Origin of the sequence: Draconibacterium sp. (genome assembly GCF_041583095.1) — a bacterium.
In the GTDB taxonomy this organism is placed as follows: domain Bacteria; phylum Bacteroidota; class Bacteroidia; order Bacteroidales; family Prolixibacteraceae; genus Draconibacterium.
Genome location: NZ_JBFHGM010000167.1, coordinates 1 through 11,449 on the forward strand (window position 1 = coordinate 1; position 11,449 = coordinate 11,449).

An 11,449-nucleotide genomic window follows, 5' to 3' on the forward strand; every position below is an offset into this window, starting at 1 on the left:
GGAGTGGCCCGTAAACCGATAAAAAGCTGGGCAGCTTACGAGCGCGAATTAACCGAACGCCTGGGAATAGATAACCGACTGATAATGGCCATTCGAACCAAGGCAAAACAAGATCCGAAACGTATAGTATTTGCAGAGGCCAATAGTTTCCGTATTCTCAAAGCAGTTCAATTCGTGATTCGCGAGGGAATTGCAAAACCAATTCTGCTGGGAAATAAAGAGAAAATTCAGGAGCTGATAAAGGAAAACCAACTGGATCTTGAGAATGTACCAATCATTGATCTTTATAAATCGGTAAGCGACGAAAAACGTCATCACTTTGCAAAAATCCTCTACGAAAAACGAAAACGTAAAGGGATGACCTACAACGAGGCTGTAGAAAAAATGTACAACCGCGACTATTATGGTTCGATGATGGTAGAAACGGGCGAAGCAGATGCTTTTATTTCAGGATTCTCCAGAAAATATTCTTCTACTATTCGCCCTACCCTGCAGGTAATTGGTGTAAAAAAGGATTTTAACCACATTGCAGGAATGTATATGCTGTTAACCAAACACGGACCATTGTTCCTGGCCGATACTACTGTGAATATGAATCCGTCGGCACAAACACTTGCCGACACCACACAGCTTACAGCCGCCGAAGTACGCAAATTTAACATCGAACCACGCATTGCTCTGCTTTCCTATTCTAACTTTGGAGCGTACAAAGGAGAAGGTAGCCCAATCAGAGTAAAAGAAGCTGTACAGCTACTTCATGAGCAGGATCCCGACTTGATAGTAGATGGAGAAATGCAAGCAAACTACGCATTAAATGGCAAATTACGCTATTCGCGTTATCCGTTTAATAAACTGGGCGATATGGATGCCAATACCCTTATTTTCCCCAACCTGAGCTCAGGAAATATTACCTACAAAATTTTACAGGCATTGGGCCCTTACGAGGCTATCGGTCCTATTCTGATGGGAATGAAAAAACCCATCCATATTTTACAACGCGACAGCACTGTACGTGAAATCATTAATATGACAGCCATTGCTGTTATTGATGCCCAGGCCAGCAGTACCCTTGAAGATTAAACTTCTCGCTTTAAAATAAAGAATGCCGGAATCAGATGAATTCCGGCATTTTATTTTGATCACTATCTTTTTTATCCACATTAAAATCCTACTCCAATTCCCAAACTGAAATAGGGTTCCCAATCTTTGTACGGTGAGTTTTTATGGTTTAACACATCAAACAACACTTGTGCGTTTAACCATACATTTGGAGAGATTGGTTGGCTGTAACCACCTCCCACGTAAAACATGGGCACTAGTTTTCGATCCTCAGGAAAATAAAACTTATAACTCATCAATTCGAATTCAGTGTGAGTATATAGACGTGGTGTAACTCGAAATCGACTAAAAATACTGGCTCCGTAATTCGAACCATTTTGATCTTCAATGTATCGGCTGTCGCTAATGTATTCGTAAGATACCTGTGTTCCAACCGATAACTTTGGAGTGAGCTTATATGCTACTAAAGGTTGTGCTCCAATCACACTGTAATTTTTGCTAAAATTCATAGTAACGTAACCACCATAATAAATTCGGCTTTTATCGAGTTGGGGTTTGGGTAAACTTGTTTCGTTCTGTTGATCAACAGTGGTGGTATCCTGTACCTGTGCAAAACCAGATACGGAGAAAAAAATAAATACAACCAGTAAAAATGAGATTTTCACAGCTTGTGGTTTTAAATTAATGACAATAAGGTACACATAATTTAGGTTTCGGAGCAACAATTTCAGCTATGAAACGAACATGAATTTTCCTCATTCTAAATTCAAAAACAAGAATGATTAAAATTTATGTGAGTTACTGAATGTATCTAAATTTTTTGAACATTCAGAAATCAAAAAATTTTTAACAGATGAAAACAAACGAAAAAACTTCTCTGTGTGAAAAATTGCAATCTCTTATCATATTTTAAAATTCAACACTATTTTTGCTCTTATGAACATCGACAAATATCCATCGCGACTGTTGGAGGCCGCTGTAAACGAGTTTTCGAAATTGCCCGGCATTGGCCGAAAAAGTGCATTACGGTTGGTTTTGCACCTTTTGCGGCAAGACAAAGAAGATGTTAATTCGTTTGGCAACAGCCTTATACAATTGCGCAACGAAATAAAACACTGCAAAGTTTGCCATAACATCTCGGATAATGACACTTGCCAGATTTGCTCCAATCCTTCGCGCAACGAAAGTGTAATTTGCGTGGTAGAGAATATCCGCGATGTAATGTCGGTGGAGAATACACACCAGTTTAACGGACTTTACCATGTGTTGGGAGGTATTATTTCGCCAATGGATGGAATTGGCCCGGCCGAACTGGAAATCGATTCGCTGATTGAACGGGTACATTCAGGCAAAGTTATCGAAATCATACTGGCACTTTCAACTACCATGGAAGGCGATACCACCAACTTTTACATCTACCGGAAGTTAAAGGGTAAAGAAGTAAAAATCTCTACACTGGCGCGGGGCGTATCCATTGGCGACGAACTGGAATATACTGACGAGATTACACTTGGCCGCTCGTTAATGAACCGCGTTCCCTTCGAAAGTTCTCTGGGAAAATAAATTACGCATCAGAAAGCCGGTTTCTTTCTGTTATGAAAAGGAAATCTTACATTTGAGAGTGATTAGTAATCAACGATAAAAGTAGATTTCCGTGGCCGCAACGTTATAAGTGGCCAGTCTATTTGAAAATGCCAGTGCAAAAAGATGGATATTTCAATTGTTATTGTCAACTACAACGTAAAACATTTTCTGGAACAATGCCTCCACTCGGTTGAGAAGGCTTTGCGGAATGTACAAGGCGAAGTTTTTGTTGTTGATAATAACTCGGTTGACGGCTCGTCGCAGTTGATTACTGAAAAGTTTCCAAATGTTACTTTTCTTCAAAATACAGAGAACGTGGGTTTTTCACGTGCGAATAACCAGGCCATTCGGCAGGCAATAGGGAAATATGTATTGTTGCTGAATCCCGACACCGTTGTTGAGGAAGATACTTTTGAAAAGGCTCTTTCATTCATGGATGCACACCCCGATGCGGGCGGTCTGGGTGTAAAAATGATTGATGGGAAAGGCGTTTTTCTGCCTGAATCAAAACGGGGATTACCAACTCCCTGGGTGGCCTTTTATAAAATGTTCGGCCTCTCAAGGCTTTTCCCAAAGTCACGTAAATTCGGCAAATATCATCTCTCCTACCTCAGTCAGGATGAAGTTCATGAAATTGATGTGCTGGCAGGTGCTTTTATGTTACTTCGTAAATCGGTACTCGATAAAATTGGATTGCTTGATGAATCTTTTTTTATGTATGGCGAAGATATCGACCTTTCGTACCGCATTCAAAAAAGAGGATACAAAAATTATTACTACCCCAAAACAACAATAATCCATTACAAAGGAGAAAGCACAAAAAAGGGTTCACTAAATTACGTGAAGGTATTTTACAATGCCATGATCATTTTTGCACGTAAACATTTTTCGGGAAATAAAGCAGGTGTTTTTGCTTTTCTCATTCATCTGGCTATTTATTTTCGGGCTTTGCTTTCTGCGTCAAAACGCGTTCTGCAAAAACTGTATATACCACTTATTGATGCATTGCTGATTTTTGTCGGATTCTGGCTGATCACTCCAAGCTGGGAACAATTCCGCTTTCATCAACCGGATTATTATCCTCCCGAATTATTACAAATTGTGGTACCGGTGTACTGCTTCTTTTATTTATTGGGCATTCGGTTTTCGGGAGGTTACAATAAGCCCGTTAGCATTTACAAAGTGGAGAGAGGAATTCTCTGGGGACTAATTTCACTTTTATTGGTCTATTCGCTGGTAGATGAACAATACCGTTTTTCGCGCGCATTGATTCTACTGGGAACTGCCTGGGCCGGAATTATCCTTATGGCCTACCGATTGATGGGCCATTGGTTAAAGCTTAGCGATTTCAGGCTTCACGCGCAAGACACCCGTAAAATTGCGATTGTTGGTCATTCGGAAGAAACACGCAGGGTTCAACAGATTCTGGAAGAGACCCGGATTCAATCGCAATTGACAGGTTTTATTGCGCTCGACAGTAGCGATAAAGGACAAAATTACATGGGCGAGTTAAGCCAGTTGGAGGAGATCATTCGGATTAACCGTATTGATGAAATTGTATTTTGTGCTGAAAACATCAGTTCGGCCGAGATCATTAAAGCAATGCTCGACCTGAGTCGCCTGGATATTGATTACAAAATTGCACCACCCGAAAGTGCAAGTATCATCGGGAGTAATTCCATTCACACGGCTGGCGACCTTTATGTGGTGAATCTGAATGCCATTTCAAAATTGGGCAATAAGCGTAAAAAAAGATTGTTTGATCTGCTAGCTGCACTATTGATTTTATGCCTAAGCCCGATTCTTATCTGGTTCGCAAGTAATAAAGGAAACTTTTTAAGAAATATTTTCAGCGTAATTCTTGGAAAAAAATCCTGGATTGGATACATATCGGGTGTTGCCGACGAGAGCAAACTTCCGACAATAAAAGAAGGAATCCTTCATCCGGCCGACAGGTTTCCCGGGTTACAATTGGATAAAGAAAAATCGGTGCAGTTAAACCGATTGTATGCAAAAGATTACAAAGTACTTTCGGACATTGAAATTTTGTTGAAAGGCTGGAGAAGTCTTGACCGTTAATCATTAAAAACAACGAAGATGAAAGAGAAGTTAAGCTTTGGAAAAATAGTACTCCGCCCCCTTGAACCGGAGGACATTGACCTGCTGTACCAGTGGGAGAATAACACCGAAATTTGGGAAGTGAGCAACACAAAGACGCCGTTCTCGAAACATATTCTTGCCCAATACCTGTTGGAATCGGCAAAAGATATTTACGAAACCAAACAACTTCGTCTGGTTATAGAGACGACTGAAAACAAGCCTGTAGGTGCCATTGATCTCTTCGATTTTGAACCCTTTCACATGCGGGCAGGGGTAGGTATTCTTATTCACAATAGCGATGACCGTAAAAAAGGTTACGCCAGCGATGCACTCCATGCCTTATCCAACTATGCTTTCGAATTCCTGGGATTAAGACAATTGTACGCGAACATTACTTCCGATAATTGGGGAAGCATACAGTTGTTCGAAAAAGCAGAATTTACGCGCAGTGGCATAAAAAAAGACTGGATTAAAACTTTCTCCGGCTGGAAAGATGAGCTGTTTTATCAGAAGTTTTTGGGTTAAACTTCACAGCTTCTCAAGACTCAATGACGATAGATACTATTTTTTGCACCGTTCTTTAGAGCGGTGATACTAAACAGTGTTGGCGGCAATGATTTTTTAGGATTTTTGTAAACTTCATGTTCCAAAAATCCTAAAAAATCAGATTAAGGCAATAGATTCTTATTCACCGCCTTAAAAGACGGTGCAAAAAATAATTTAGAAAGTTGGTATTTCTTTCAAAAAAGAATAGCTGTTTTTTTCGTAGTCGATCTGGCAGGCAAAGTGCTGCATTCCGTTCGACACCACTACCCTTTCAACACGTAAAGCCATATTGTAGCGCACCACCTGATCAAAAGCATTCTGTGTAATTTTTACATTTGGCGCTTTAAATTCAGCTATCAGATGAGGATTTCCGTTTCGCTGATAAATCAATAAATCGAAACGTCGTTGTTGCTGGTTTACTTTAATTTGCTTTTCCACAGCCATTAAATTCTGCGGATAATTCCGTTCCTGTATCAAATATTGAATAAAATTCTGGCGCACCCATTCTTCCGGTGTAAGTACCACAAATTTTTTGCGTATCGAATCAAAAATCCAGGTTTTATCGTTTTCTGTTTTTGTTCGGAAAGTATGTTCCGGCAAATTCAGTTTGTACATCATCTTCTCAATAACTTATTAACTCAACTTGGCTGGCGAGCTGTAAAAATGTACATTTGTGTTCGCCTTAAAACCAAAGGTATTCCTATTTGTTCAAAGGTAGAATAATTCAGCTTATGAAGACGAAAAAAGAAATTGTTGACAACTGGCTGCCACGGTACACGGGTAAAAAACTCGATGAAATTGGCCAGTATATTTTGCTCACTAATTTTCAGGATTACGTTGAACGGTTTGCACGCAAGTTTGAGGTTCCGGTTGAAGGAACCGACAAAAACATGCCCAGTGCAACTGCCGAAGGCATTACCATGATCAACTTTGGAATGGGAAGCCCTAACGCAGCAACAGTAATGGATTTGCTAAGTGCTATTCATCCAAAAGCTGTTTTGTTTCTGGGAAAATGTGGTGGGCTAAAAAAGAAAAATCAGTTGGGAGATTTTATCCTTCCCATTGCCGCCATCCGTGGCGACGGGACATCGACTGACTATTTGCCGCCGGAAGTTCCGGCATTACCTGCATTTAACCTGCAACGTGCGGTTTCGCATATTCTCCGAAATTCGGAGCAGGATTACTGGACAGGCGTGGTATTAACCACCAACCGTCGGGTTTGGGAGTTCGACAACCGGTTTAAAAAATACCTCAAAAAAACTAGGGCAATGGCCATCGACATGGAAACAGCAACCCTGTTTACCGTTGGTTTTGCCAACCAAATACCTACCGGAGTTTTATTACTGGTTTCCGATCAGCCCATGATTTCTACCGGCGTAAAAACCGACAAAAGCGATCAGTATGTTTCTTCTTCGTACGTAGAAAGACATATTCAGGCCGGTATTGATGCCTTGCTGGAAATTAAAAATCACGGACTTTCTGTAAAACACTTACGATTCTAAAAATGGAGTATAGCGACATACTGCACAACCTGAAAAAAGGCATCTACCACCCCATTTATTTGCTTCAGGGTGAAGAGGCATATTTTATTGATGAACTATCGGATTATATTGAAGACAATGTGCTTACCGATGCTGAAAAAGGATTTAACCAAACCATATTTTATGGAAAAGATTCAGATCCGGTTACCATCGTTGAAGCCTCGTTACGTTTCCCGATGATGGCGAGTAAGCAGGTTATTATTGTGAAAGAAGCGCAGAGCCTGAGCAAAATAGAAACGCTTACATCGTATGCTGAAAAACCATTGGCTTCAACCATTTTGGTATTGGCTTACAAATACAAAACCCTTGATTCGAGAACAAAACTTGCCAAAGCCATAAAAAAGAACGGTGTACTTTTTACTTCAAAGAAATTGTACGAGAACAAAATTCCGGGTTGGATTGATGGATTTTTGAGAACGCACAATTACACCATTACGCCGCAAGCCGCTTTATTGCTCACCTCGTATTTGGGAACAGATTTAAGTAAAATTGCCAACGAGCTGAATAAACTGGTAATTGCGGTTAAAGACACCACTAAAATCACTCCCGAGCATATTGAAAAAAATATCGGGCTAAGCAAAGAGTTTAATATACTTGAACTTCAGAATGCATTGGGAGAAAAGAATGTACTAAAAGCCAACCGGATCATCAATTATTTTGGTGCTAATCCAACACTAAATCCGATACAGAAAACCGTTGCCGGGTTGTATTTCTATTTTTCAAAACTGTTTACCTATCATTTCCTAAAAGATAAATCGGAACGAAATGTTGCCGCCGAACTTCGGGTTCATCCTTTTTTTGTGAAAGAATATGTGTCGGCAGCCAAACGTTACTCCCCTACCAAGCTGTACGAAATTATGGGTATTTTACGCGAATACGACATGAAAAGTAAGGGTTTCAACGTATCAACAATGGTTGAAACCGGAGACTTGCAGAAAGAAATGATTTATAAAATTTTACACTAAATGATAGTATGGTTCATCATAGGCGTAACAGCCGTTATTTCATATATTGCCTTTCAAAACCGCGAGTTATCGGCAAAGCTACAATTTAATGCGGCGCAAATTATCCACCGCAATGAATACTACCGTTTGGTGAGCCATGCCTTTGTTCATGCCAACTGGTCGCATTTGGGTGTAAACATGCTGGTTCTTTATTTTTTTGGACGAAATACCGTTGTTTATTTCGACTACTATTTTGGAACTAAAGCCACAGCTTATTTTTTGCTACTGTATTTTGGAGGTATTTTGGCCTCGAATATCTGGAGCCTGATAAAGCATAAAAACAACTACTACTACAATGCGGTTGGTGCTTCGGGTGCAGTGTCGGCGGTGCTGTTTGCCACCATATTTTTCCAGCCCTGGGAGCCTTTGTATTTATTTGCAGTGCTTCCTATTCCCGGAATTCTGTTTGCCGTCGGTTACCTTTTTTACTCCTACCAAATGAGTAAACGGCAATCGGACAATGTGGCACACGATGCCCACTTTCTGGGAGCTGTATTTGGTTTTATTTTCCCGATTTTACTAAAGCCTGAATTATTCAGCCGCTTTATCGACAATCTGTTTACATTCCTGTAATTTATGGCCTACCTGCTTGTAAATAATCAGATTTTAAAAGAAGCAGAAACCAACCTTACACCTTTTCTGTTAAACGCTCCCGATGTGTACAAACACCGCATTTGGTTTGGTTTTGGCGGAATTCCAATGCTTGACGAAAATCTGAATATCCTGAAAATAGAATTAAAATCGCTCGGACACGACCTACCAGTCCTTTTTCAAAACCGTCGCGAATTATTCAGGTTGCTAAAACGTATGCTCAATAAAAACCGGTTTTACCGTACAGGACTGATTACTTTTCAGTTTTTTATAACTGAAGAAAAAATTGATTACCTGGTTACCTGTAAGGCTTTTAATGATTTCGATTTCCGGATAAATGCGCAAGGATTGCTCATCGGCATTTCAAGCTCTAAACTGTTAAGTCATTCGCAAAACAGCAATTCACGATTTGGAAAGGCAACATTATGGAAACAAGTTTGTGCAGAAATGAAGGAGAGACCAAGTCCGGCAACAATAATTCTAAATGAAAAGGATATAGTTTGCGAAAGCATCGCTGCCAATATTTTTATGGTGAAAGAGAATGTACTTTTTACGCCGTCAATAAAAACGGGTTGCTACACCGATGTAATTCGTGCGGAAATTATTCGACATGCGAATGAAATAAACATAAAAGTGGTAGAAACCGATGATTTGGAAAGCAAACACCTGCTGCAAATGGACGAAATATTCTTTGCCTCTGAAACGAAAGGAATACAATGGGTTTTGGGATTTGAGAACCGCAGATACGTGCATCAATACACCGACCGGATTTATACTGCTTTAAATCAATTTCTAGAAAGGAAAACTGAAAATCAGAAATGAAAGTGTTTAGTTAAGCGCGGGATTCTCAGGAAAATTTTCCCACACCGAATAACGGTTACCGGCTTTCTTCACAAAATCGAACCACGAAGATTCACTTAAATCTTTCATCACTTCGTTTTGCTCTACATCGGTTACCAGCCACGAATCTTCCTTTAATTCATCTTCGAGCTGTCCTCCATCCCAACCGGAATAGCCAAGGAAAAACCGGATATCAGAAGAATTTATTTTTCCGCTTTGAATGTCCCTTTTCAACACCTCAAAATCTCCGCCCCAATACAAGTCGCCCATAACATGAATACTACCCGGAAGTTTATCGCCCAGTTTGTGAATAAAGTAAACCGTATCGGTAGAGACCGGACCGCCCAAGTAAACATCGGCGTTAAAATCAGGAAAATCAGGGAAAGCATCCTGCACAGGGAAATCAACCTTCTTATTCAGAATAAAACCCACTGCTCCTTTTTTGCTGTAGGCAACCAAAAATACCACAGACCGGTTGAAATAATTACCGGCCAAAAATGGTTCAGCAATCAAAATTCGCCCCTTTTGTGGTGCAATGTTGTTTGATTTTATTCTGAATATGTCAAGATTCTCATTCATTGTAAAAGCAATATAAGAAATTTATATTGGCTATCAAATAGCTGTTTATCTTACACTACTTTGTAACGAATTTATTAACAGAATGTTCTGAATGGAGGGAATTATTGTTTACCAAAAGTGAACTACTCTTCTTCTACAATAATAAAAACATCCTCGTCGGGTTTCGACATCTGGTACTGTTCCCGGGCAAATTTTTCCAGTTCTTCTTTTCCTTTATTCAGGTCCTGAAGTTTTTGTCTGTCTGAGGCAATACGTTCCTGGTAATATTCTTTTTGTTGCTTCAACTCGTTTAGCTGGCGCTTGCTTTTCACATGAGAAACAATGCTGTTCTCATCAAAAAATATTATCCAGACTGCAAAAAAAACAAAGGCGATAACAAACTTATTACCGATGCCTTTAAAAATTCCGGATTTAAATATTTCCTTGTTCATGTTCCTTAAAAGTTGTTACAAAAGTAGAATCTTTCGCGACCAAAAAAAAGAGGAACCGAACAATTCCGATTCCCCTTTTTCAACAGTTTAACCTTAATAACCTGATTTTCAAACATCAGGTATTAATATCTATTCATTATCCGGCTGAAAATTCGGATAAGTATAATCTACCGGTGGTACAAAGTTTTCTTTGATAGTGCGGATTGCTGTCCAGCGAAGCATGTTAAAAATAGAACCTGCTTTATCGTCGGTGCCCGATCCGCGAGCGCCACCAAATGGCTGCTGGCCTACAACAGCTCCTGTTGGCTTGTCGTTAATATAGAAGTTACCGGCGCAGTTTTCCAGGCGTTTGGCAATCTTCTCGATATTGTAGCGGCTTTGCGACCATACAGCTCCTGTAAGTGCATAAATCGAAGTTGTATCAACCAAATCAAGCGTTGCATCCATGTCTTCGTCTTCGTAAACGTAAACAGTAAGAACCGGACCAAACAACTCTTCTTTCATGGTAATGTAATCTGGTTTTTTAGCCAGAATAACTGTTGGCTCAACAAAATAACCAACTGATTTATCGCAGTTTCCGCCAAAAATAACCTCAGCATCTTCGTCTTCTTTTGCACGATCGATAAAACCTTTCAGTTTATCAAACGACGACTCGTCGATAACGGCATTTACAAAGTTGGTGAAATCTTCAACCGGTCCCATTTTTACGGTAGCCAGTTCGGCTCCAAAAATCTCTTTTACCTCCGGCCAGATACTTGCAGGAACATAACATCTTGAAGCAGCAGAACATTTTTGCCCCTGGTATTCGAAAGCACCACGCAACATTGCAATGGCCAGTTCGCGTTTTTTAGCTGTAGGATCAGCAAAAATGAAGTCTTTACCACCAGTTTCGCCAACAATACGCGGATATGATTTGTATTTGTAAATGTTCTCGCCGATGGTTTTCCAAATGCTTTGGAATACCGCTGTTGAACCTGTGAAGTGAATTCCGGCAAAATCAGGATGAGTAAGCACAGTATCGGCAGCAACAGGACCCGATGCATAAACCAGATTGATAACGCCATCAGGTAGACCTGCTTCTTTAAAGATCTCCATAATTACACCTGCTGAATAAACAGCAGTTTTTGATGGTTTCCAAACAGCAACGTTACCCATCATGGCAGGTGCTGCAGGA

Annotated in this window: 13 protein-coding genes; 8 read left to right on the forward strand and 5 right to left on the reverse strand. The window is 40.1% G+C overall.

What is annotated here, in order from left to right:
• The coding region (locus ABZB17_RS14930) for a phosphate acyltransferase (protein ID WP_372651156.1) at positions 1-1,080 on the forward strand (1,080 nt) is incomplete at its 5' end.
• A gap of 80 nt (positions 1,081-1,160) precedes the next feature.
• Here ABZB17_RS14930 and ABZB17_RS14935 read toward each other — a convergent pair.
• A complete protein-coding gene (locus ABZB17_RS14935) occupies positions 1,161-1,724 on the reverse strand; it encodes a hypothetical protein (protein WP_372651158.1) in 564 nt (187 codons plus the stop codon).
• Between the two features lie 271 nt (positions 1,725-1,995).
• On the opposite strand from ABZB17_RS14935, the gene recR reads away from it, so the two are divergent.
• From recR to ABZB17_RS14950, 3 genes are all read left to right on the forward strand, one after another.
• Complete coding sequence (gene recR, locus ABZB17_RS14940; protein WP_372651160.1) at positions 1,996-2,622, forward strand: recombination mediator RecR; 627 nt, start codon at positions 1,996-1,998, stop codon at positions 2,620-2,622.
• A gap of 144 nt (positions 2,623-2,766) precedes the next feature.
• Positions 2,767-4,722 (forward strand): glycosyltransferase, encoded by a 1,956-nt coding sequence (locus ABZB17_RS14945; protein ID WP_372651162.1) that lies wholly within the window; start codon positions 2,767-2,769, stop codon positions 4,720-4,722.
• 18 nt (positions 4,723-4,740) lie between these two features.
• A complete protein-coding gene (locus tag ABZB17_RS14950; protein ID WP_372651164.1) occupies positions 4,741-5,268 on the forward strand; it encodes a GNAT family N-acetyltransferase in 528 nt (175 codons plus the stop codon).
• Positions 5,269-5,463: 195 nt separating this feature from the next.
• Here the strand turns inward: ABZB17_RS14950 and ABZB17_RS14955 are convergent, their stop codons facing one another.
• On the reverse strand, positions 5,464-5,907 hold the full coding sequence (locus ABZB17_RS14955; RefSeq protein ID WP_372651166.1) for a type I restriction enzyme HsdR N-terminal domain-containing protein: 444 nt from the start codon (positions 5,905-5,907) through the stop codon (positions 5,464-5,466).
• Between the two features lie 113 nt (positions 5,908-6,020).
• Between ABZB17_RS14955 and ABZB17_RS14960 the strand changes: the two genes are divergently transcribed.
• From ABZB17_RS14960 to ABZB17_RS14975, 4 genes are read left to right on the forward strand one after another with little or no spacing between them, the layout of a single operon-like run.
• Positions 6,021-6,791, forward strand: coding sequence for an AMP nucleosidase (locus tag ABZB17_RS14960; RefSeq protein ID WP_045030024.1), 771 nt, complete (start codon positions 6,021-6,023; stop codon positions 6,789-6,791).
• 2 nt (positions 6,792-6,793) lie between these two features.
• On the forward strand, positions 6,794-7,795 hold the full coding sequence (gene holA / locus ABZB17_RS14965; protein ID WP_372651168.1) for a DNA polymerase III subunit delta: 1,002 nt from the start codon (positions 6,794-6,796) through the stop codon (positions 7,793-7,795).
• Positions 7,796-8,407, forward strand: a complete 612-nt coding sequence (locus ABZB17_RS14970) for a rhomboid family intramembrane serine protease (protein ID WP_372651170.1) — start codon at positions 7,796-7,798, stop codon at positions 8,405-8,407.
• A 3-nt stretch (positions 8,408-8,410) separates the two neighbouring features.
• Complete coding sequence (locus ABZB17_RS14975; protein ID WP_372651172.1) at positions 8,411-9,247, forward strand: aminotransferase class IV; 837 nt, start codon at positions 8,411-8,413, stop codon at positions 9,245-9,247.
• A 6-nt stretch (positions 9,248-9,253) separates the two neighbouring features.
• Here ABZB17_RS14975 and ABZB17_RS14980 read toward each other — a convergent pair whose 3' ends face one another.
• From ABZB17_RS14980 to ABZB17_RS14990, 3 genes are all read right to left on the reverse strand, one after another.
• Positions 9,254-9,844 carry a YqgE/AlgH family protein gene (locus ABZB17_RS14980; protein WP_372651174.1) on the reverse strand — a complete coding sequence of 197 codons (591 nt, stop codon included), beginning with the start codon at positions 9,842-9,844 and terminating at the stop codon, positions 9,254-9,256.
• A gap of 122 nt (positions 9,845-9,966) precedes the next feature.
• Positions 9,967-10,275 carry a septum formation initiator family protein gene (locus tag ABZB17_RS14985; protein ID WP_045030034.1) on the reverse strand — a complete coding sequence of 103 codons (309 nt, stop codon included), beginning with the start codon at positions 10,273-10,275 and terminating at the stop codon, positions 9,967-9,969.
• A gap of 129 nt (positions 10,276-10,404) precedes the next feature.
• On the reverse strand, positions 10,405-11,449 hold a 1,045-nt coding region (locus tag ABZB17_RS14990; RefSeq protein WP_372651176.1), incomplete at its 5' end, for an aldehyde dehydrogenase family protein.

Excerpts from the sequence above, each read along its gene's own strand:
- recR (WP_372651160.1), top strand. The coding sequence starts at position 1,996 with ATGAACATCGACAAATATCCATCGCGACTGTTGGAGGCCGCTGTAAAC.
- ABZB17_RS14945 (WP_372651162.1), top strand. The coding sequence starts at position 2,767 with ATGGATATTTCAATTGTTATTGTCAACTACAACGTAAAACATTTTCTG.
- ABZB17_RS14950 (WP_372651164.1), top strand. The coding sequence starts at position 4,741 with ATGAAAGAGAAGTTAAGCTTTGGAAAAATAGTACTCCGCCCCCTTGAA.
- ABZB17_RS14955 (WP_372651166.1), bottom strand. The coding sequence starts at position 5,907 with ATGATGTACAAACTGAATTTGCCGGAACATACTTTCCGAACAAAAACA.
- ABZB17_RS14960 (WP_045030024.1), top strand. The coding sequence starts at position 6,021 with ATGAAGACGAAAAAAGAAATTGTTGACAACTGGCTGCCACGGTACACG.
- holA (WP_372651168.1), top strand. The coding sequence starts at position 6,794 with ATGGAGTATAGCGACATACTGCACAACCTGAAAAAAGGCATCTACCAC.
- ABZB17_RS14970 (WP_372651170.1), top strand. The coding sequence starts at position 7,796 with ATGATAGTATGGTTCATCATAGGCGTAACAGCCGTTATTTCATATATT.
- ABZB17_RS14975 (WP_372651172.1), top strand. The coding sequence starts at position 8,411 with ATGGCCTACCTGCTTGTAAATAATCAGATTTTAAAAGAAGCAGAAACC.
- ABZB17_RS14980 (WP_372651174.1), bottom strand. The coding sequence starts at position 9,844 with ATGAATGAGAATCTTGACATATTCAGAATAAAATCAAACAACATTGCA.
- ABZB17_RS14985 (WP_045030034.1), bottom strand. The coding sequence starts at position 10,275 with ATGAACAAGGAAATATTTAAATCCGGAATTTTTAAAGGCATCGGTAAT.